This window comes from Caproiciproducens puteiluti (genome assembly GCF_052442865.1).
GTDB lineage: Bacteria > Bacillota > Clostridia > Oscillospirales > Acutalibacteraceae > Caproiciproducens.
On the sequence record NZ_CP194790.1, the window covers coordinates 3,518,433 to 3,535,390 of the forward strand.

The following is a 16,958-nucleotide window of genomic DNA, read 5'->3' on the forward strand; positions in this document are numbered from 1 at the left end:
TTGTTACTATACGCGTCTTCTCTTCGGAGGACGGCATCCGTTGTGCGGAATCGGAGTAACGTCTTTAATCATGCTGACTTCAAGGCCTGCGCCCTGAAGTGCGCGGATAGCCGCCTCACGGCCCGCGCCCGGTCCCTTTACAAAAACCTCAACCGTTTTCATACCGTGCTCCATCGCTGCTTTCGCGGCGGTCTCGGCGGCGGTCTGAGCGGCGAAAGGAGTGGACTTTCTGGAACCTCTGAACCCTAATTCACCTGAGCTTGCCCACGAAATCGCATTGCCCTGTGTATCCGTAATGGTAACGATCGTGTTGTTGAAGGTGGACTGGATATGAGCGGCTCCGCGATCTATATTTTTACGCTCACGGCGTCTGCGAACTGCGGTGCCTTTTTTAGCTGCGCCTTTCTGTGCTGCCATCTTTTGAATCCCTCCCTATTACTTCTTCTTGTTGGCCATGGTCTTTCTGGGACCTTTGCGTGTACGCGCATTGGTTTTGGAACGCTGGCCTCTTACCGGCAGGCCCTTGCGGTGACGGACACCACGGTAGCAGCCGATTTCAATCAGTCTCTTAATGTCAAATGCTACGTCGCGGCGAAGATCGCCTTCAACGCGGCAGTGATGGTCGATATACTCTCTGAGCTTTGCCGCATCATCTTCAGTTAAATCCCTTACACGGATGTCCGGGTCGACGCCTGTTTCTGCACAAATCTCCGTTGCAGTCCTGCGGCCGATGCCGAAAATATAGGTAAGAGCAATTTCGATGCGCTTATCTCTGGGCAGATCAATACCTGCTATACGCGCCATACTGGTTGCACCTCCACTGTTAATAGGTTTGCGCCAAATTAGCCCTGGCGCTGCTTATGCTTCGGGTTTTCACAGATTACCATGACTTTACCCTTGCGTTTAATAATTTTGCATTTTTCACAAATTTTCTTGACAGAAGGTCTTACTTTCATTTGTGCGCCCTCCCTTAGCGAGTGTTTGTTTTACTTTGAACGCCATGTAATACGTCCGCGCGTCAGATCGTAAGGCGACAGTTCGATTGTGACCTTATCCCCCGGCAGGATGCGGATGAAATTCATCCTGAGCTTGCCGGAAATATGCGCGAGTATTGTATGGTGGTTTGGAAGCTCTACCATAAACATTGCGTTAGGCAGCGCCTCGGTAACGATTCCTTCAGTTTCAATTACGTCCTGTTTCGACATTACTTACCCTCCTCTTGTGGAAAACGGCCCCCGGCATTGAACTCCCTGAGGGCACCTCGTATTTCACGGTTGGTCTGCATTGAACCTTCGGCCAATACGGTTCTGGTCGGACAAAGGTGTTTCAGCTTTTTCCTTTTCGGGTGGTCAAGGCCGCGGCGCCTTCCGTCGCAGATCAGTGCGAATCCGGCGTCTGCCTCCAGCACCGTGAAAAAGCCGTCCTTGTCGCGTCCCGCGGCCGACCGGACAACCAGTCCTCTGACAAAGTCCATTGTCTACCCCCTTAATCCGGCAGCGTTAAAATAACCGGGCCGTCCGGAGTAATGGCAATGGAATGTTCGAAATGCGCGGAAAGCTTGCCGTCCGCGGTTACGGTCGTCCAACCGTCCGCAAGGGTTTTGACTTCCTTTACACCCTGGTTAATCATCGGTTCAATTGCAATGGTCATGCCTGGCAACAGGCGCACGCCCCTGCCGGGTGTGCCGTAATTAGGAACACTGGGGTCTTCATGCATCTTCGCACCTACTCCGTGGCCGACAAAATCCCGTACCACCGAGTAACCGCGAGCTTCGGCATACCGCTGGACCGCGCTGCCGACATCGCCGATCCGATGACCGGCTGTTGCGGCTTTAATGCCTTCAAACAGGCTTTCGCGTGTTGCATCCATAAGGGCCTGCGCTTCATGGCTTACGTCGCCGCATGGGAAAGTCCACGCGTTGTCTCCGACAAAGCCCTCAAAAGTCGCGCCTATGTCAATGCTGACAATGTCACCCTGCCTGATAATCGTGCCCTTATGTGGTATGCCATGGATAACCACGTCATTTACGGAAATACATGCGCTTGCCGGGAAGCCGCCATACCCGAGGAACGTGGGCTTCGCGCCCTGTTCCTCAATGTATCGGCGGACGGCACGGTCGATTTCCCAGGTGGAAACACCGGGCTCGACCATCTCGCCGGCCAGCTTTAATGCTCTTGAAGATACCCTGCCCGCATCCCTCATAAAGCTGAGTTCGCGGCTGGTTTTAAGCACTATCATGATTACGCCTCTAATGCGGCAAGAATCAGTTTTGTGGTGTGCCCGACATCCTCTTGCCCTTCTACTGTGCAAAGCTTGCCCTGTTTCAGATAGTAATCCTTCAGGGGCTCGGTTTGCTCGTGATATACATTTAAACGCTCTTTGACCGTATCCGGGTGGTCGTCCTTGCGCTGAACTAGGGTGCCGCCGCATTTGCTGCAAACGCCCTCCACCTCCGGCTTTTTGTAAAGCAGGTGGTAGCTGGCCCCGCAGTTTTCGCAGACACGGCGTCCGGACATACGCTGCACGATCGTCTCGTCGGAGACCTCAATGTTGAGGACCCTGTCAATGCGAACGCCCATTTTGTCCAGAGCCTCGGCCTGGGGAATCGTGCGCGGAAACCCGTCCAGAACGAATCCGTTTTTGCAGTCGTCATTGGCCAGACGCTCTTTGATAATGCCGATGACAACCTCGTCGGGAACAAGCTTGCCCGCGTCCACAAAGGACTTGGCGCGAACTCCCATCTCAGTGCCGCTCTTCAGCGCTTCACGGATAATATTACCCGTGGATATTGCAGGAATGTTATAACGCGAGCAGATGACTTCTGCCTGCGTGCCTTTACCGGCGCCTGGGGCGCCGAGAAGGATCAGATTCATATTCTCTCACTCCTTATCAATCAAGGAAGCCTTTGTAATGGCGCATCATCATCTGCGACTCCATCTGCTTCACGGTTTCCAGCGCGACACCAACCAAAATCAGGATGGAGGTTCCGCCGATCGACATGTTGTGCATGCCGGTAGCGGCGCCAAAGGCGATGGGCAGCAAAGCGATAACCGCAAGGAACAGCGCCCCGATTAAAGTGATCTTAGAAAGAATCTTCGCGATAAAGTCAGAAGTGGGTTTACCCGGACGAATGCCGGGAATCGTGCCATTGTTCTGACGAAGATTATTGGCCATCTCTATCGGATTATACTGAATTGTCACGTAGAAATAAGCAAACATGATAATCAGCAGGAAATACATCAGCGAATAGATCCATCCGGTAGAGGAGAAAGCTTCGAAAAAGCCCTTCCAGAATCCGGTTGTCACCTTGTTGCCAAGGAACAGCTGGATCGTACTTGGAATCGAGAGAATGGAACTTGCGAAAATAATCGGCATAACGCCGGACATGGCAACCTTAATCGGAATATGGCTGCTCTGGCCGCCGTACATCTTCCTTCCGACCATACGCTTCGCGTACTGTACGGGAATACGGCGCTCCGAGTCATTCATAAACACAATGACCCAGATGACCACAAGGAAGATCAGCACAAACAGCGGAACGAAGAAATAGTACTTGCCGTAGGTGGACGCGTCCTCATTGGCGGCCTGCAGATACTGTCCCAACAAGCTGATTGTGTGCGGCATTCTCGCCACAATACCGGAAAACAGCAAAATGGAAATACCGTTTCCAATACCCTTTTGGTTGATCTGTTCGCCCAGCCACATCATCAGCGCGGTACCTGCGGTAAACGCCATGATGATGACAAAAGCGGCAAACACCTGCTCCCAACCCTTGGTGTATTTCGCGATCGGAACACCCTGATAGGAGCTGTTGCGCAGATAGAAGAAATAAGCGGTGCCCTGAATCAAGCCAAGACCGACGGTGACGTAGCGGGTCATGGTGCCGATCTTCTTGCGGCCCTCTTCGCCTTCTTTTGCCAGTCTTTCCAGCGCCGGAATAGCAACTGTCAAAAGCTGCATAATAATGGAGCTGTTGATGTAGGGCGTAACGCTCATTGCAAACAGAGTACCGTTTGCAAAAGCGCCGCCGGAGAGCATATCAAGGTAGCTCAGTGCCGAACCGGTCTTGTCGACCGTGGTCATCAGTCCCTTCAATGCGACGACATTGAGGAACGGAACAGGAATGACCGCACCGAAGCGGAAAACCATGATGATAAGCAGTGTAAACAGGATCTTTTTACGGAGATCCGGGATAGACCAGGCATTCTTTATTGTTTGAAACAACTTAGATCACCTCTGCCTTCCCACCCGCGGTTTCTATCTTTTGCTTCGCAGCCTCGGAATAAGCAGTAACCTTTACTGTTAATTTTTTTGTCAGATTGCCGTTGGCAAGGATCTTCACCCCGTCACAGCAGGTCTTTACAATGCCCGCATCGATCAGCGCCTGGGTGTCCACCACAGAGCCGTCTTCGAACTTGTCGAGTGTGCCTACGTTGACAGAAACGATGGTTTTAGCAAAAACATTGTTAAAACCTCTTTTCGGAATACGTCTCTGTAAAGGCATCTGGCCGCCTTCAAATCCGGGACGCATGCCTCTGCCCGCTCTGGCCTTTTGACCCTTGTGGCCCTTGCCGGCAGTTTTTCCCTGACCTGAACCGTGTCCTCTGCCGATACGCTTCGGCTCTTTGGTGGAACCGGGTACAGCAGTTAGTTCATGCAACTTCATTTACTCGCACCTCCTTGCTTACGCTTTACTTACCTCGATGAGGTGGATTATCTTGGCCACCTTGCCTTTGGTCTGTTCATTTTCAGGCTGAACGGAAGTGTCGCCGATTTTAAAGAGACCAAGAGCCTGGGCGGTTGCAATCTGGTCCTTTTTGCTGCCGATAAGACTTTTTATCAGCTTTACTTTCAGCTGTGCCATCTTGCTACCCCCTTATTAAAGAATATCTTTTACCGACTTGCCGCGTGTTGCAGCGACTTCACCGGCAGTACGCAGCTTGGACATGCCGTCCAAGGTTGCTCTTACTACATTACATGGATTGTTGGAACGCAGGGCCTTTGTTCTGATGTCCCTGATTCCGATCGCTTCTACGACCGCACGGACCGGACCGCCGGCAATGACACCGGTACCGGGAGCGGCAGGCTTCATCAGAACTCTGCCGGCACCGTACGCGCCGATAATTTCGTGCGGGATGGTGGAGCCGCGCATAGCAACCTTGATGAGGTTCTTTTTCGCGTCTTCAATTCCCTTGCGGATCGCGTCAGGAACTTCGCCCGACTTTCCGATGCCGAAACCGACTGTGCCGTTTCCGTCGCCAACTACCACAAGAGCTGCGAACTTGAAGATACGGCCGCCTTTTACGGTCTTGGATACACGATTAATAGCAACTACATGTTCTTTGAGTTCCATAGACGTTGCGTCAATTCTAGCCAAAAGTATTCCTCCTTCTTAGAACTTGAGGCCGCCCTCACGGGCGCCTTCGGCCAGCTCTTTGACGCGGCCGTGGAAAATATAGCCGCCGCGGTCAAATACGACCTCGGTGATGCCCTTTTCGGCGGCACGTTTGGCAATAAGCTCGCCAACCTTACGTGCGGCGTCCTTGTTTCCGCCATTACCATTGAAATCCTTGTCCAGTGTGGAAGCTGCTGCAAGAGTAACTCCCTTTACGTCGTCGATAACCTGGGCGTAGATATTGGTGGTAGAGCGAAATACATTCAGGCGTGGGCACTCTGCTGTGCCGGAAATTTTACCGCGCACCCTGCGGTGACGGTTAAGCCTGGCTCTGTTTGTGTCAGTCTTATTCACCATTTGTTATTCACTCCTTACTTACTTCTTAGCGCCCTTGCCGGCCTTGCCTTCCTTATGGCGGACAAATTCACCGGTATAGCGGATACCCTTGCCCTTATACGGCTCAGGCGGACGTTTCTCGCGCACTTCGGCGGCAAACTGACCAACCTGCTGCTTATCCGGGCCCGAGATCACGATTTTGTTTGCAGCTGGGCACTCGATGGAAATACCATCGATTTCAGGGACGATCACCTGATGAGAATAACCAAGATTCATCACAAGGTTCTTGCCCTGCTTCTGCACACGGTAGCCGACGCCCAAAACGTCAAGCTCCTTTTTGAATCCGTCCGTTACGCCGACGACCATGTTGTGGATCAGCGTGCGGGTCAGACCGTGCAGCGACCTGTTTTCTTTTTCGTCGTTGGGACGGGTGACGAGCACCTCGCTGCCTTCCACAGAAACGTTCATGTTGTGATGAATTTTCTGGGTCAGCGTACCCTTCGGTCCCTTGACGGTGACAACGTTGCCGTCAACCTGAACGGTGACGCCAGCGGGAATATTTATGGGTTTTCTTCCAATTCGCGACATTACTGCACCCCCTTGTTACCAGATAAATGCGAGAACCTCTCCGCCGACATTCTCTTTGCGGGCCTGACGGTCGGTCATGATGCCCTTCGAAGTAGAAATGACAGCGATGCCCAGGCCCTTCATGACCTTGGGCAGATCCTCTGCGTTGGAATAGATACGAAGGCCTGGCTTACTGACTCTGCGCAGACCGTTGATGGCGGGGACTTTGCTCTCGCCATATTTGAGATTCACTTTGATAATGCCCTGTTTGCCGTCCTCTGTTACCGTATAATTCTTTACATAGCCCTCGTCAACAAGAATTTGCACAATGGCCTTTTTCATGTTGGAAGCGGGAATGTCAACCGAATCGTGCTTTGCAGAAACTGCATTGCGAATACGGGTGAGCAAATCAGCAATTGTATCTGTAATTTGCATACCGTTACCTCCTTTGCTAAGCTTTACCAGCTGGCCTTTTTCACGCCCGGGATCTCACCCTTGTGAGCAAGTTCTCTAAAGCATATACGGCAAATTCCGAACTTGCGAAGGTAGGCATGCGGCCTGCCACAGATTTTGCATCTGTTGTATTCGCGAGACGAGAATTTCGCAACTCTCTGCTGCTTGATTTTCATAGAAGTCTTGGCCACAATATTCCCTCCTTATTTCGCAAACGGGGCGCCCATGAGTGTTAAGAGCTCTCTGGATTCCTCGTCGGTGTTTGCGGTCGTTACGAAACAAATATCCATTCCGCGGACCTTATCGATTTTGTCGTAATCAATTTCAGGGAAGATCAGCTGCTCTTTGACGCCCATATTGTAGTTGCCGCGGCCGTCGAACGAGTTCGCGCTGATTCCTCTGAAGTCTCTTACGCGCGGGAGAGCAACATTGAAGAGCCTGTCTAAGAACTCGTACATTCTGTCGCCTCTGAGCGTTACCTTTACGCCGATGTTCATGCCCTCACGGAGCTTGAAGTTTGCAACCGATTTTTTCGCTTTGCAGATCACCGGCTTCTGGCCGGTAATCGTCGCGAGATCGGTTGTGATGGCGTCAATTACCTTTGCGTTTTCCTTTGCTTCACCGGCGCCTACATTGATGACGATCTTCTCAAGCTTCGGAATCTGCATGACGCTCTTGTAAGAAAACTTTTTCATCAGTGCGGGTGCGACATCTTTTTGGTAAAATTCCTTCAGTCTTGCCATGTCGTTTTATCCTCCCTTACAGCGCTTCGCCGCATTTTTTGCAAACGCGTTCCTTAGTGCCGTCCTCATAAAGCTTATGCGAGACACGTGTGGGTTTGCCGCAGCGGGGGCAAACGACCTGGACCTTGCAGGCGTACAGTGCGCCTTCGGCTTTCACAATACCGCTCTGTTCACCCATTTTGCGGGCTTTAACATGCTTGGAAACCATGTTGCGGCCCTCAACGATGACCTTCCCCTCTTCGGGGCTTACGGCCAGAACTTTGCCCTTCTTGCCGCGTTCTTTGCCATTTAAAATGACGACGGTGTCACCCGTTTTAACATGAACCTTATTATTCATCAGTGAGCACCTCCCATCACAGCACTTCAGGGGCAAGACTTAAAATTTTCAAATAGTCTTTGTCACGCAGTTCTCTGGCCACGGGCCCGAAAATACGCGTTCCCCTCGGATTTTTATCGTCTTTGATGAGGACAGCCGCATTTTCGTCAAAGCGGATGTATGTTCCATCATCACGGCGGACGCCGAAAGCAGTGCGAACAATGACTGCCTTAACGACTTCGCCTTTTTTAACAGTGCCGCCCGGAGCCGCTTTTTTAACGGAAGCGACAACCACGTCACCTATATTGGCATACCTTCTGCCGGTACCGCCGAGAACGCGGATGCACATAAGCTGCTTCGCGCCGGTGTTGTCGGCAACGTTGAGGTAAGTCTGCTGTTGAATCACAGTGCGTTCCTCCTTTGCTTAAAGCCAATTACTTGGCTTTCTCTATAATCTCGACGAGACGCCATCTTTTCTCTTTGCTGAAGGGACGGGTCTCCATCACACGCACGCGGTCACCGATTGTGCATTCATTGTTTTCATCATGTGCTTTCAGCTTCACGGTACGCTTGATAATCTTGTTGTAAAGCGGATGCTTTACCCTGTTTTCGATTGCAACCACAATGGTTTTATCCATTTTGTTGCTGACGACCTTGCCAATCTCTGCTTTTCTAATATTCCGATCGCTCACAGATTAATCCTCCCTTCCGTTACGCATTGGCGCTGTCCTTGATTTCGATCTCGCGCAAAATTGTTTTGACACGGGCGATATCCTTTTTGACAGCGGAGATACGCATCGGGTTATCGAGCTGATTAATGGCAAGTTGGAAACGCAGGTTGAAAAGCTCGGCCTTGAGGTCCTTAAGCTTACTTTCCAGTTCTGCTGTCGTTAATTCTCTGACTTCTGAGGCCTTCATTACTGCTCACCACCCGTTTCTTCCTTCTTAACAAACTTGCACTTAATCGGCAGTTTGTTGGACGCCAGACGTAAAGCTTCTCTTGCAGTTTCTTCCGAAACTCCGCCGATTTCAAACATAACTCTGCCCGGTTTTACAACTGCGACCCAGTACTCAGGGGAACCTTTACCGGAACCCATTCGGGTTTCAGCCGGCTTCTGAGTGATCGGCTTGTCTGGGAAAATCTTGATCCACACCTGACCAAATCTTTTGCAGTAACGTGTCATGGCGACACGGGCCGCTTCGATCTGGTTGGAGGTGATCCATGCCGGCTCTAAGGCCTGAAGGCCGAAATCGCCGTAAGTTACCTTATTTCCGCGATAGCTCTTTCCGGTCATACGACCGCGATGCACTTTGCGGTATTTTACACGCTTAGGCAACAGCATTATTTACTGCCTCCTTCCTTACGAGGCTTGCGGTTGTCCACAAGGACTTCGCCTCTGTAAATCCAGACCTTTACGCCAATGCGGCCATAGGTTGTGGCGGCTTCGGCAAAACCGTAGTCGATGTCGGCACGGATGGTCTGAAGGGGAATGGTACCGTCGTGATACTGTTCACGTCTTGCGATTTCAGCACCGCCCAGACGGCCGGACACCTGGGTTTTGATACCCTTGGCGCCGAGCTTCATGGCGCGGCCGATGCACTGCTTCATCGCGCGGCGGAAAGAAATTCTCTTTTCGAGCTGCTGCGCAATGTTCTCAGCGACGAGCTGCGCGTTCAGGTCGGGGGACTTTACCTCTACAATGTTGATCGTAACAGGTTTCTTGAGGATGCTCTCGCACTGAAGACGGAGCTTCTCAATTTCCGAACCGCCCCTGCCGATTACCATGCCCGGCTTGGCGCAGTGAATGTGAACGCGAACCTTGGAGGCGTCACGCTCAATTTCAATTTTCGGAACCCCTGCCGGATAAAGCTGCTTCTTCAGCACCTTGCGCAGATTGTAGTCTTCAACGAGAGTATCGCCGAAAACGCTGTCCTTCGCGAACCAGCGGGAATCCCAGTCTTTAATTACGCCCACGCGAAACCCGTGGGGATTGATTTTCTGGCCCATAGTTTACCTCCTCTTCCGCCTTATTCTTTTTCCTTGAGCACGAGGGTAACGTGCGAAGTTCTTTTTTCAATTCTGAACGCGCGACCCTGCGCCCTGGGACGAATGCGCTTGAGGATCGGGCCCGGACATACGAAGCATTCCGCAACGTAAAGTCTGGAAACATCCATATTGTGGTTATTCTCAGCGTTAGCCATGGCCGACTTCAATAATTTCTGAAGATATTCCGTAGCGGCCTTTGGTGTATTCTTGAGGATAGCCATTGCAACGTCAGCCGGCTTGTTGCGAATGAGATCAAGCACGATCTGAACCTTGCGGGGTGAAATACGGGCGTACTTTAAATAGGCCCTTGCTTCCATGCTATACACTCCTTTCGGCCGTTATCTTGTCGGCGATGATGTTTTGGAACCGGAATGTCCCTTGAAGGTTCTGGTTGGGGCAAACTCGCCGAGCTTGTGGCCGACCATATCTTCCGTTACATAGACCGGAACATGCTTGCGGCCGTCGTGGACCGCGATTGTATGACCAACGAAATCAGGGAAAATAATGGAAGCCCTGCTCCATGTTTTGATGATTTTCTTTTCGCCGGCCGCGTTCATTTCTTGAATCCTTTTAAGCAGCACAGGCTGAACATAAGGACCCTTTTTTATGCTTCTGCCCATAGATGATAAGCTCCTTTCTGTACGCCTTATTTGCCGTTTCTGCGCTTGACGATAAATTTATCGGAGCGGTTGTGGTGAGCGCGGGTCTTGTAGCCGAGGGCCGGTTTACCCCACGGGGTAACAGGTCCCGGACGGCCCACGGGGGATTTGCCTTCGCCGCCGCCGTGCGGATGGTCGTTCGGGTTCATAACGGAACCGCGGACTGTCGGTCTCCAACCCATGTGGCGTTTCCGTCCGGCCTTGCCGAGCTTCACGTTCTCATGGTCGATGTTGCTGACCTGGCCGATGGTGGCCATGCAGTTGACCGGTACGTTGCGAAGTTCGCCGGAAGGCAGTCTCAGAAGAGCCATTCCGTTTTCCTTCGCCATCAGCTGAGCCATGTTGCCGGCAGCGCGTGCCAGCTGGGCGCCTTTGCCCGGATAAAGCTCAACGTTGTGGATAAAGGTACCGGTTGGGATATTTTCAAGCGGAAGCGCGTTGCCGGGCTTGATATCCGCCGCGGCGCCGGATACAACAACGTCGCCGACCTTTAAGCCGTTGGGAGCGATGATGTATCTTTTTTCGCCGTCCTCATACTGCACAAGGGCAATAAAGGCGGAACGGTTCGGGTCGTACTCAATGGTGAGAACGCTGCCCGGCGCGTCGAACTTCTGACGCTTAAAGTCAATAATACGATACTTTTTACGGTTTCCGCCACCGCGGTGACGGACTGTAATTCTACCGTAGCTGTTGCGGCCGGATTTGTTGCTGATGGAAGTCAGCAGGCTCTTTTCCGGTGCAACCTTGCTCAGACCGGAATAGTCCGTAACGGACATATTGCGTCTGGAAGCCGTGGTAGGTTTAAAGTTAATAATAGGCATTCGGTTTCACACTCCTCATGATGGCTTTGCGGGGAATGCCCTTTCCCCATCCTTGCCTCTGCGTTTTTCGGGCAGAGTTTACATCATGCCTTCAAAAAACTCGATGGTCTTGCTGTCGGCAGTAAGGGTAACGTAGGCTTTCTTCCAGGAAGGAGTGTAGCCTTCGTTTTTTCCCTGACGGCGGAACTGGCCTCTTACGTGCAGGGTGTTTACCTTGCCGACCTTTACGCCGAAGAGGGTCTCAACCGCTCTTGCAATATCGATTTTTGTGGCATCCTTGGCAACTTCAAAGGCATATTTCTTCATGCCGATGCCGGCCATGCTTTTTTCGGTGATAATGGGGCGGATAATAATGTCCTGTGCTGCCATTATGCGTACACCTCCTCGATCTGGGCCACGGCGTCCTTCAGCACGATAAATCTATCGGCGTTCAGGATGTCATAGACATTCAGGGTGTTGGCCATTGCCGTTTTCACGCCCGGGATATTCTTAGCCGAAGCGATCACCTTTTCGTTCACTTCCGGAAGAACGATGAGCGCCTTTTTCTCGGAGCCGATCGCCTTGAGCATTGCCGCGATGGTCTTTGTTTTATACTCGTCAAGTGAAATCCCGTCAAGCACGACCAGCTCGTTATCGATCACCTTGCTTGAAAGAGCTGACTTCATGGCAAGACGTCTTACCTTTTTGTTTAAGGAATAGCTGTAGTCGCGCGGCTTCGGAGCAAATACGATACCGCCGTGAGTCCACTGCGGTGAACGTGTGGAGCCCTGTCTTGCGTGACCGGTGCCCTTCTGTCTCCACGGCTTTCTGCCGCCGCCCGAAACTTCGGCGCGGGTCAGTGCCGACTGTGTGCCCTGGCGCTGGTTCGCAAGGTAGTTGACCACCATGTCGTGCAGAACCTTCGCATTGGGTTCAATTCCGAATATGGCTTCGGAAAGGTCGATTTTCTCTACTTCTTTACCGGCCATATCAAGTACTGCTACTGTAGGCATTCCAAATTCCTCCTTCCCTTACGCCTTAACGCTGTCATGGATTACTACGATTCCGCCGTTCGGTCCGGGAACTGCGCCCTTGATAGCAATCAGATTGTTTTCCGCATCCACTTTGGCAACGGTCAGATTCTGAACCGTTACCTTCTCGGCGCCCAGGTGGCCGGCCATCTTAAGACCGGGGTACACTCTCGACGGGTCCGAGCAGGAACCGTTGGAACCGCCATGGCGGGCAACAGGGCCGGAACCATGGGTTTCCTTGAGTCTCTGGAAATTCCAGCGCTTGATAACGCCGGCGTATCCCTTACCTTTGCTCGTGCCGGTGACGTCGATCTTGTCGCCCGCCGCGAACGTGTCCGCCTTGACAAGATCACCCACGTTGTAAGCTTCGGTGTTTTCCACACGGAACTCTCTGAGGGTTTTCTTGGGAGCGACGTCCGCCTTTGCAAAGTGGCCCTTCAGGGGCTTCGTGACCTTGTTCGGTTTCAAATCGCCGTAGCCCATCTGGACTGCTGCGTAACCGTCGTTTTCAACCGTCTTTTTCTGTGAGATAACACAGGGGCCGGCCTGAACAACCGTTACGGGGATGACATTTCCCTTTTCGTCGAAAATCTGCGTCATGCCGATTTTCTTGCCGATGATACCTTTTTGCATTATTTTACCTCCTATGCAGGTTATTGGTTGGCGTTTGCCAACTTGACCTCGGCCGCTGGTCGGTTAAACTAGAGTTTAATCTCTATTTCAACACCGGCGGGGAGCTCTAGACCCATCAAAGCCTCTACGGTTTTGTTGGATGGTCTGAGAATGTCGATAAGTCTCTTGTGTGTTCTCATCTCGAATTGTTCACGGCTGTCCTTGTACTTGTGAACAGCGCGCAGGATCGTGATGATCTGCTTTTCCGTCGGGAGCGGAACGGGTCCGGAAACCCTTGCGCCCGTGCGCTTCGCTGTCTGTACAATCTTTTCAGCCGACTGATCAACCAACTGATGATCGTAACCCTTAATTCTTATCCTGATTTTCTCCTTGACTGCCACTGTGAATCGCCTCCTTATTGTAGTTGGCGGGCGGCGTTTTTTAAATCCTAACACTGTGCCGGGTGTTCCCTCTTAACACATTGAAAAACCGGATTCACTTTTACAAGTTAAATCCGGGTATAGGCATAAAAAACGTCTGAGCATAATAAGAGCATAGACGCGGAAATCCGCATACGAATCCTCTTATCGCACGCTCAAAGTATCTGTCGCCCGGTTTAAAATCGGACATACTCCACGGAAAAACCGGCCTGTTTCAGCCGCAACCTCCCGCTTCATCGCATATCTGTCGCAGTCGTGCTTGATTATAATACCATAAAAGGGTCTGTTATGCAATACTTATTTTCTCTTTATTGCAAGAAATTTATACGTGATATTTGGTGATGTTGCCAAAAAATTTTTCAGCAATTAGCAAGAGAGGAATTTTCTATCAAAAGCGCTTCCTATTTCTGCTTTCCGCGCCTGCGGAGCAGATAAAAAGCAGTAGCCGCAAGGATTACAGCTCCAGCCAGTAAAATCAAAAGCCCGGCGTTAAAGGAGTGGAAAACCAAAATGGAAGTCGGGCCGTCCGCGCCGCCGATGACACCGGCCGACACGCCGTCCTCTCCGCCTGCAAGCAGATTGATCCCAGTGTAAAGCAATACCACCGCACAGATGCCGATCAGCACCGCAAGAACCCGTTTCATCAGAATGCCCCTCCGTTTCCATTTTCCGTATCATGTCAACCATTATAGATGCATTTTCCGAAAAAAGCAAACAGAGGGGCCAAGATTCAATTTAGGCGAAACGGACAAGTTCCTTCCTTTTCAAACGAGACTTAGATAAAGTTCTTCCAGATCTCGTTGCTGGTAGCGTAGGGCTTCACCTGTGCATAGGTCAGGCTGAGCTTGACCAGGCGTTTTTCCGGTTTTGTAATCTGGAAAGCAAAGCCGACGTCGTATTTCGTGAAATAAATCGCGCCGGAATCCAGAGCGGACTTGATTACACTGGCCGTCACGGACGGGGCGATATCGGAGCTCAGCTGCTGCTTCGCAGCGGTTTCCAGCAGCTTGTAAAGCGCGTCGTTTTTCGTAATCAGGTCTTTCATTTCCAGCGCGGTGCCGGTTTTCAGGTTAATGTTCATCGCCCGGAGCGTATGAACGTTCTCTCCCTTGGAGGAGAGCTTCACGTATTCGTTAAAGCCAAGGCTGAGAAAATTGGTCCCCTCATAGGTGACGTCGCCGTTTACCTTGACCGTGGTCTTTTCGGTTTTGGCGCCCGTCCCCAAAGAATTGATCGTCTTCAGCGCGGAGGTTTTGATTGCCGTGTTTACCTTATCCGCATTGCTGATTTTTCCGGAAAGAACCGGATAGGACGCGGAATAGGACATGTTGCCGTTCTTGTAGCTGTATTTTTCATCCTTGACCGTATAGGTCCCGTTGTTTAATCCGGAAACCGCCTTGTTATTTTCCACCCTCGGTGCCTGGCTCGGTACAGTCGGCTTGCTGGAAGCCGCTGCAGCGGAAGAGGACGACGGAGCCGTGGAAGTCACGCCGCTTTGTCCCGCATCCGAAACGGTCTGGCTGGAAACGCCGGACACATCGTTCTGGGTCGGAGCAGCCTGTCCTTTACAGGCCGACATGGCAAGTACCATGGCAAGTGCGCAGATAAGCGCCCATAATTTTTTCATGGATGATTCACTCCTTTTAAGTATTTCTGTTTCTTCTTAAATATCGGCAAACCGATGCATGTCTCCGTATGCCGCAACGTATCCGGCAAAGCCCGGATACATACGAAATTTTCTAAAACATCTGCCAACGTTTCCTAATGCTACCATATCCGGCCCAAAAAATCAAATGACAAACCCGTTATGAAAATGACAATAATCCGCTTGTTTGTTACCTTTTGGAGAATATATTATACAGTATTTTCCACTTGAAACAAATTCATTCAGTTAAATGAAATAAATATATGAAAATAAGGAAGCGGAAGGCAAATGTCTTCCGCTTCGCAGTGGATATGCAGGAATCCGACGGGTTTCAGGAGCCCTTGTTCCAGTAAATATACTGGATAAGACTGTTCTGATATTTCTCGAGATCCGGAACCAGCACCTCCGTATTCGATTGCTGTATTGTAACCTGCTGCGCTGTGTACAGTTCCTCCGAGGGCCGGAAATAGCCGACCGGAAAGCTCCGGCATGCATAAGCATCCGTCCCCAGCTTCAGCGCGGTTTCCGGATTCATGCCGGTTTTGACAAAGGGCAGCAGTTTTTCCGTAAGCGAGGCCAGAGAGTGCGCATCCACCGATTCCAGCCTGCTGATGATCCCTGCCGCCGCCGCCTGAATCCGCTGCAGCCTCGACTCCTCTCCGCCGATCTGGCGGATACGGGAATAGTACAGCGCCTGCCTGCCGGAAAGGGTTCGCTCCCCCGCGCTGATATCCCGCGCGGCGGGCTCGCCGGAATACCGGTTGACAAGGTCGGCCTCCTGTGCGGTCACGTTTACGGGAATCCCGCCCAGAGAATCAACGGCCTTGACAAAGCCGCTGTAGTCGATCACCGCGTAATCATCCACATCGATCTTGAAATTCTGCTCGATCGTCTTTACGCTCAGTTCGGCGCCGCCAAGCTGATAAGCGGCATTCAGTTTATTTTTCCCGTTCCCCGGGATCTCCACGTACAGATCGCGCGGGAAAGGCGTCAGAATCCACCGCTCGCTGCCTTTCCGGCGGTCGATGGAAAGAAGCATGATGCAGTCGCTGCGCCCGGCGCCGTCCCCGCCCGCGTCATCCACGCCCAGCACCAAGAGGTTTCGCACTTCATCCTGATGATAAAGGCCGTTCACCAAACCCGGCTGCGCGTAAGAGGAGGGGGAGGCGGCGTTGACCGACGATTCCCCGTTCCGGACGGTACCGATGGGCTTTAACAGCTTCGGCACAAACGTAAACCCCAGTATCAAAACGGCCAGACAGGCTGCGCAGGCGGCAAGCGCCGGAAATCCGGACCGGCGTCTGTTCTGCGACGGTTTTCCGCTCATCACTTTATCCTTTAACTCTTCCCTTGCATGAATCCGGTTGACGGCATCGATAAAATCCTCTGTTTTCATGATATCAGCTCCTCTCTCATCTGCAGCTTCAGTTTCTCACGGCCCCGGTAAAGCGCCACCTTGACGGCGTTTTCCTTCATCCCCAGAATGTCGGACATTTCCCTGATCTTATAACCCTCAATATAATGAAGATACAAAACCGTTTTGTAATTCGGCGGCAGCTCCATCAGCTGTTCCAGCACCTCGGTCTGCTCCGTGGTTTCGGCGTACTCGCCGATTTCCTCCAGCGATACGGTCTTCCTGAAAAAGAAGCCCCTTCTTTTGTCCCGGCTGCCGTTTGTGGCCACCCGGATCAGCCAAGCTTTTTCATGCTCCTCGCTGTGAAATTCGGGGCGCTTCTGCAAGTACTTCGCAAAGGTGTCCTGTACGACGTCCTCTGCGTCTTCCCGGTTGCAGAGAATGACCATGCAGAGCTTGAACAGCATATTCCCGTATAAATCATATTTCTCAGACAGGTCGTCCGGGCGCGTTCCCTGTTTCCCCATGGATTCATCTCCTTTCACGAATAACACGTTTAT

At 51.8% G+C, this 16,958-nt stretch carries 33 protein-coding genes; all 33 read right to left on the bottom strand.

What is annotated here, in order from left to right; genetic code table 11:
* Window positions 1-6: 6 nt before the first annotated feature.
* The 33 genes from rpsK to ACRQU7_RS17080 all read right to left on the bottom strand — a co-directional run bounded on the left by rpsK (window position 7) and on the right by ACRQU7_RS17080 (window position 16,925).
* A complete protein-coding gene (gene rpsK / locus ACRQU7_RS16920) occupies window positions 7-417 on the bottom strand; it encodes a 30S ribosomal protein S11 (RefSeq protein WP_038325906.1) in 411 nt (136 codons plus the stop codon).
* 18 nt (window positions 418-435) lie between these two features.
* Window positions 436-804, bottom strand: a complete 369-nt coding sequence (gene rpsM, locus ACRQU7_RS16925) for a 30S ribosomal protein S13 (protein WP_444642095.1) — start codon at window positions 802-804, stop codon at window positions 436-438.
* A 38-nt stretch (window positions 805-842) separates the two neighbouring features.
* The gene (rpmJ, locus tag ACRQU7_RS16930) at window positions 843-956 is read right to left on the bottom strand and encodes a 50S ribosomal protein L36 (protein ID WP_022174947.1); all 114 of its coding nucleotides are present in this window, start codon (window positions 954-956) and stop codon (window positions 843-845) included.
* A gap of 30 nt (window positions 957-986) precedes the next feature.
* On the bottom strand, window positions 987-1,205 hold the full coding sequence (infA, locus tag ACRQU7_RS16935) for a translation initiation factor IF-1 (RefSeq protein WP_038325909.1): 219 nt from the start codon (window positions 1,203-1,205) through the stop codon (window positions 987-989).
* Window positions 1,205-1,474: a KOW domain-containing RNA-binding protein gene (locus ACRQU7_RS16940; RefSeq protein WP_444642098.1), complete on the bottom strand. Its 270-nt coding sequence runs from the start codon at window positions 1,472-1,474 to the stop codon at window positions 1,205-1,207. Before ACRQU7_RS16940 ends, infA begins: the two co-directional genes overlap by 1 nt.
* An 11-nt stretch (window positions 1,475-1,485) precedes the next feature.
* On the bottom strand, window positions 1,486-2,238 hold the full coding sequence (map, locus tag ACRQU7_RS16945; protein ID WP_038325912.1) for a type I methionyl aminopeptidase: 753 nt from the start codon (window positions 2,236-2,238) through the stop codon (window positions 1,486-1,488).
* 2 nt (window positions 2,239-2,240) lie between these two features.
* Window positions 2,241-2,873, bottom strand: a complete 633-nt coding sequence (locus ACRQU7_RS16950) for an adenylate kinase (RefSeq protein ID WP_038325913.1) — start codon at window positions 2,871-2,873, stop codon at window positions 2,241-2,243.
* A 16-nt stretch (window positions 2,874-2,889) separates the two neighbouring features.
* On the bottom strand, window positions 2,890-4,224 hold the full coding sequence (secY, locus tag ACRQU7_RS16955; protein WP_444642101.1) for a preprotein translocase subunit SecY: 1,335 nt from the start codon (window positions 4,222-4,224) through the stop codon (window positions 2,890-2,892).
* Between the two features lies 1 nt (window position 4,225).
* Complete coding sequence (gene rplO / locus ACRQU7_RS16960) at window positions 4,226-4,666, bottom strand: 50S ribosomal protein L15 (RefSeq protein ID WP_038325915.1); 441 nt, start codon at window positions 4,664-4,666, stop codon at window positions 4,226-4,228.
* Between the two features lie 18 nt (window positions 4,667-4,684).
* Window positions 4,685-4,864: a 50S ribosomal protein L30 gene (rpmD, locus tag ACRQU7_RS16965; protein ID WP_038325916.1), complete on the bottom strand. Its 180-nt coding sequence runs from the start codon at window positions 4,862-4,864 to the stop codon at window positions 4,685-4,687.
* Between the two features lie 15 nt (window positions 4,865-4,879).
* Window positions 4,880-5,377 (bottom strand): 30S ribosomal protein S5, encoded by a 498-nt coding sequence (gene rpsE / locus ACRQU7_RS16970; protein WP_038325917.1) that lies wholly within the window; start codon window positions 5,375-5,377, stop codon window positions 4,880-4,882.
* 15 nt (window positions 5,378-5,392) lie between these two features.
* Entirely contained in the window at window positions 5,393-5,752 is a 360-nt protein-coding gene (rplR, locus tag ACRQU7_RS16975; protein ID WP_444642104.1) for a 50S ribosomal protein L18, read from the bottom strand.
* A gap of 18 nt (window positions 5,753-5,770) precedes the next feature.
* Window positions 5,771-6,319 (bottom strand): 50S ribosomal protein L6, encoded by a 549-nt coding sequence (gene rplF / locus ACRQU7_RS16980; RefSeq protein ID WP_444642106.1) that lies wholly within the window; start codon window positions 6,317-6,319, stop codon window positions 5,771-5,773.
* A 15-nt stretch (window positions 6,320-6,334) separates the two neighbouring features.
* Window positions 6,335-6,733 carry a 30S ribosomal protein S8 gene (rpsH, locus tag ACRQU7_RS16985; protein ID WP_444642108.1) on the bottom strand — a complete coding sequence of 133 codons (399 nt, stop codon included), beginning with the start codon at window positions 6,731-6,733 and terminating at the stop codon, window positions 6,335-6,337.
* 23 nt (window positions 6,734-6,756) lie between these two features.
* Window positions 6,757-6,942 carry a type Z 30S ribosomal protein S14 gene (locus tag ACRQU7_RS16990; protein ID WP_038325921.1) on the bottom strand — a complete coding sequence of 62 codons (186 nt, stop codon included), beginning with the start codon at window positions 6,940-6,942 and terminating at the stop codon, window positions 6,757-6,759.
* Window positions 6,943-6,954: 12 nt separating this feature from the next.
* Window positions 6,955-7,494 (bottom strand): 50S ribosomal protein L5, encoded by a 540-nt coding sequence (gene rplE / locus ACRQU7_RS16995; protein ID WP_038325922.1) that lies wholly within the window; start codon window positions 7,492-7,494, stop codon window positions 6,955-6,957.
* A gap of 16 nt (window positions 7,495-7,510) precedes the next feature.
* Window positions 7,511-7,831: a 50S ribosomal protein L24 gene (gene rplX / locus ACRQU7_RS17000; protein WP_038325923.1), complete on the bottom strand. Its 321-nt coding sequence runs from the start codon at window positions 7,829-7,831 to the stop codon at window positions 7,511-7,513.
* 16 nt (window positions 7,832-7,847) lie between these two features.
* Complete coding sequence (gene rplN / locus ACRQU7_RS17005; RefSeq protein WP_038325924.1) at window positions 7,848-8,216, bottom strand: 50S ribosomal protein L14; 369 nt, start codon at window positions 8,214-8,216, stop codon at window positions 7,848-7,850.
* A 28-nt stretch (window positions 8,217-8,244) separates the two neighbouring features.
* Complete coding sequence (rpsQ, locus tag ACRQU7_RS17010) at window positions 8,245-8,502, bottom strand: 30S ribosomal protein S17 (RefSeq protein WP_444642111.1); 258 nt, start codon at window positions 8,500-8,502, stop codon at window positions 8,245-8,247.
* A 19-nt stretch (window positions 8,503-8,521) separates the two neighbouring features.
* Window positions 8,522-8,728 carry a 50S ribosomal protein L29 gene (gene rpmC, locus ACRQU7_RS17015; protein ID WP_038325927.1) on the bottom strand — a complete coding sequence of 69 codons (207 nt, stop codon included), beginning with the start codon at window positions 8,726-8,728 and terminating at the stop codon, window positions 8,522-8,524.
* Window positions 8,728-9,153, bottom strand: a complete 426-nt coding sequence (gene rplP, locus ACRQU7_RS17020) for a 50S ribosomal protein L16 (protein WP_038325929.1) — start codon at window positions 9,151-9,153, stop codon at window positions 8,728-8,730. The genes rpmC and rplP overlap by 1 nt, the downstream gene beginning before the upstream one ends.
* Window positions 9,153-9,818 (bottom strand): 30S ribosomal protein S3, encoded by a 666-nt coding sequence (gene rpsC / locus ACRQU7_RS17025; protein WP_141826379.1) that lies wholly within the window; start codon window positions 9,816-9,818, stop codon window positions 9,153-9,155. Before rpsC ends, rplP begins: the two co-directional genes overlap by 1 nt.
* A gap of 20 nt (window positions 9,819-9,838) precedes the next feature.
* The gene (rplV, locus tag ACRQU7_RS17030; RefSeq protein WP_038325932.1) at window positions 9,839-10,174 is read right to left on the bottom strand and encodes a 50S ribosomal protein L22; all 336 of its coding nucleotides are present in this window, start codon (window positions 10,172-10,174) and stop codon (window positions 9,839-9,841) included.
* Window positions 10,175-10,195: 21 nt separating this feature from the next.
* Window positions 10,196-10,477: a 30S ribosomal protein S19 gene (rpsS, locus tag ACRQU7_RS17035; RefSeq protein ID WP_038325933.1), complete on the bottom strand. Its 282-nt coding sequence runs from the start codon at window positions 10,475-10,477 to the stop codon at window positions 10,196-10,198.
* Window positions 10,478-10,503: 26 nt separating this feature from the next.
* Entirely contained in the window at window positions 10,504-11,337 is an 834-nt protein-coding gene (gene rplB / locus ACRQU7_RS17040; protein WP_038325934.1) for a 50S ribosomal protein L2, read from the bottom strand.
* Window positions 11,338-11,415: 78 nt separating this feature from the next.
* On the bottom strand, window positions 11,416-11,706 hold the full coding sequence (rplW, locus tag ACRQU7_RS17045; RefSeq protein WP_038325935.1) for a 50S ribosomal protein L23: 291 nt from the start codon (window positions 11,704-11,706) through the stop codon (window positions 11,416-11,418).
* Window positions 11,706-12,329: a 50S ribosomal protein L4 gene (gene rplD, locus ACRQU7_RS17050; protein WP_141826380.1), complete on the bottom strand. Its 624-nt coding sequence runs from the start codon at window positions 12,327-12,329 to the stop codon at window positions 11,706-11,708. Before rplD ends, rplW begins: the two co-directional genes overlap by 1 nt.
* Window positions 12,330-12,347: 18 nt before the next feature.
* A complete protein-coding gene (rplC, locus tag ACRQU7_RS17055; protein ID WP_038325937.1) occupies window positions 12,348-12,980 on the bottom strand; it encodes a 50S ribosomal protein L3 in 633 nt (210 codons plus the stop codon).
* Between the two features lie 68 nt (window positions 12,981-13,048).
* Window positions 13,049-13,360, bottom strand: a complete 312-nt coding sequence (gene rpsJ, locus ACRQU7_RS17060) for a 30S ribosomal protein S10 (RefSeq protein ID WP_038325938.1) — start codon at window positions 13,358-13,360, stop codon at window positions 13,049-13,051.
* 440 nt (window positions 13,361-13,800) lie between these two features.
* Window positions 13,801-14,043: a hypothetical protein gene (locus ACRQU7_RS17065; RefSeq protein ID WP_444642117.1), complete on the bottom strand. Its 243-nt coding sequence runs from the start codon at window positions 14,041-14,043 to the stop codon at window positions 13,801-13,803.
* Window positions 14,044-14,174: 131 nt separating this feature from the next.
* Window positions 14,175-15,026: a hypothetical protein gene (locus tag ACRQU7_RS17070; protein WP_141826382.1), complete on the bottom strand. Its 852-nt coding sequence runs from the start codon at window positions 15,024-15,026 to the stop codon at window positions 14,175-14,177.
* Between the two features lie 349 nt (window positions 15,027-15,375).
* On the bottom strand, window positions 15,376-16,440 hold the full coding sequence (locus tag ACRQU7_RS17075) for an LCP family protein (RefSeq protein ID WP_444642119.1): 1,065 nt from the start codon (window positions 16,438-16,440) through the stop codon (window positions 15,376-15,378).
* A complete protein-coding gene (locus tag ACRQU7_RS17080; protein WP_038325942.1) occupies window positions 16,437-16,925 on the bottom strand; it encodes an RNA polymerase sigma factor in 489 nt (162 codons plus the stop codon). Before ACRQU7_RS17080 ends, ACRQU7_RS17075 begins: the two co-directional genes overlap by 4 nt.
* Between the last annotated feature and the right edge of the window lie 33 nt (window positions 16,926-16,958).

What these genes read in the sequence shown, in the direction of transcription:
- rpmC (WP_038325927.1), bottom strand. Translation starts at nt 8,728, where the DNA reads ATGAAGGCCTCAGAAGTCAGAGAATTAACGACAGCAGAACTGGAAAGT.
- rpsH (WP_444642108.1), bottom strand. Translation starts at nt 6,733, where the DNA reads ATGCAAATTACAGATACAATTGCTGATTTGCTCACCCGTATTCGCAAT.
- rplC (WP_038325937.1), bottom strand. Translation starts at nt 12,980, where the DNA reads ATGCAAAAAGGTATCATCGGCAAGAAAATCGGCATGACGCAGATTTTC.
- map (WP_038325912.1), bottom strand. Translation starts at nt 2,238, where the DNA reads ATGATAGTGCTTAAAACCAGCCGCGAACTCAGCTTTATGAGGGATGCG.
- rplV (WP_038325932.1), bottom strand. Translation starts at nt 10,174, where the DNA reads ATGGAAGCAAGGGCCTATTTAAAGTACGCCCGTATTTCACCCCGCAAG.
- infA (WP_038325909.1), bottom strand. Translation starts at nt 1,205, where the DNA reads ATGTCGAAACAGGACGTAATTGAAACTGAAGGAATCGTTACCGAGGCG.
- ACRQU7_RS17080 (WP_038325942.1), bottom strand. Translation starts at nt 16,925, where the DNA reads ATGGGGAAACAGGGAACGCGCCCGGACGACCTGTCTGAGAAATATGAT.
- rplW (WP_038325935.1), bottom strand. Translation starts at nt 11,706, where the DNA reads ATGGCAGCACAGGACATTATTATCCGCCCCATTATCACCGAAAAAAGC.
- rplO (WP_038325915.1), bottom strand. Translation starts at nt 4,666, where the DNA reads ATGAAGTTGCATGAACTAACTGCTGTACCCGGTTCCACCAAAGAGCCG.
- rplP (WP_038325929.1), bottom strand. Translation starts at nt 9,153, where the DNA reads ATGCTGTTGCCTAAGCGTGTAAAATACCGCAAAGTGCATCGCGGTCGT.
- rplR (WP_444642104.1), bottom strand. Translation starts at nt 5,752, where the DNA reads ATGGTGAATAAGACTGACACAAACAGAGCCAGGCTTAACCGTCACCGC.
- rpmD (WP_038325916.1), bottom strand. Translation starts at nt 4,864, where the DNA reads ATGGCACAGCTGAAAGTAAAGCTGATAAAAAGTCTTATCGGCAGCAAA.
- rplB (WP_038325934.1), bottom strand. Translation starts at nt 11,337, where the DNA reads ATGCCTATTATTAACTTTAAACCTACCACGGCTTCCAGACGCAATATG.
- ACRQU7_RS16950 (WP_038325913.1), bottom strand. Translation starts at nt 2,873, where the DNA reads ATGAATCTGATCCTTCTCGGCGCCCCAGGCGCCGGTAAAGGCACGCAG.
- rpsS (WP_038325933.1), bottom strand. Translation starts at nt 10,477, where the DNA reads ATGGGCAGAAGCATAAAAAAGGGTCCTTATGTTCAGCCTGTGCTGCTT.
- rplE (WP_038325922.1), bottom strand. Translation starts at nt 7,494, where the DNA reads ATGGCAAGACTGAAGGAATTTTACCAAAAAGATGTCGCACCCGCACTG.
- rpsM (WP_444642095.1), bottom strand. Translation starts at nt 804, where the DNA reads ATGGCGCGTATAGCAGGTATTGATCTGCCCAGAGATAAGCGCATCGAA.
- rpsC (WP_141826379.1), bottom strand. Translation starts at nt 9,818, where the DNA reads ATGGGCCAGAAAATCAATCCCCACGGGTTTCGCGTGGGCGTAATTAAA.
- rplF (WP_444642106.1), bottom strand. Translation starts at nt 6,319, where the DNA reads ATGTCGCGAATTGGAAGAAAACCCATAAATATTCCCGCTGGCGTCACC.
- rpsK (WP_038325906.1), bottom strand. Translation starts at nt 417, where the DNA reads ATGGCAGCACAGAAAGGCGCAGCTAAAAAAGGCACCGCAGTTCGCAGA.
- ACRQU7_RS17075 (WP_444642119.1), bottom strand. Translation starts at nt 16,440, where the DNA reads ATGAAAACAGAGGATTTTATCGATGCCGTCAACCGGATTCATGCAAGG.
- rpmJ (WP_022174947.1), bottom strand. Translation starts at nt 956, where the DNA reads ATGAAAGTAAGACCTTCTGTCAAGAAAATTTGTGAAAAATGCAAAATT.
- ACRQU7_RS16940 (WP_444642098.1), bottom strand. Translation starts at nt 1,474, where the DNA reads ATGGACTTTGTCAGAGGACTGGTTGTCCGGTCGGCCGCGGGACGCGAC.
- ACRQU7_RS17070 (WP_141826382.1), bottom strand. Translation starts at nt 15,026, where the DNA reads ATGAAAAAATTATGGGCGCTTATCTGCGCACTTGCCATGGTACTTGCC.
- rplD (WP_141826380.1), bottom strand. Translation starts at nt 12,329, where the DNA reads ATGCCTACAGTAGCAGTACTTGATATGGCCGGTAAAGAAGTAGAGAAA.
- ACRQU7_RS17065 (WP_444642117.1), bottom strand. Translation starts at nt 14,043, where the DNA reads ATGAAACGGGTTCTTGCGGTGCTGATCGGCATCTGTGCGGTGGTATTG.
- rplX (WP_038325923.1), bottom strand. Translation starts at nt 7,831, where the DNA reads ATGAATAATAAGGTTCATGTTAAAACGGGTGACACCGTCGTCATTTTA.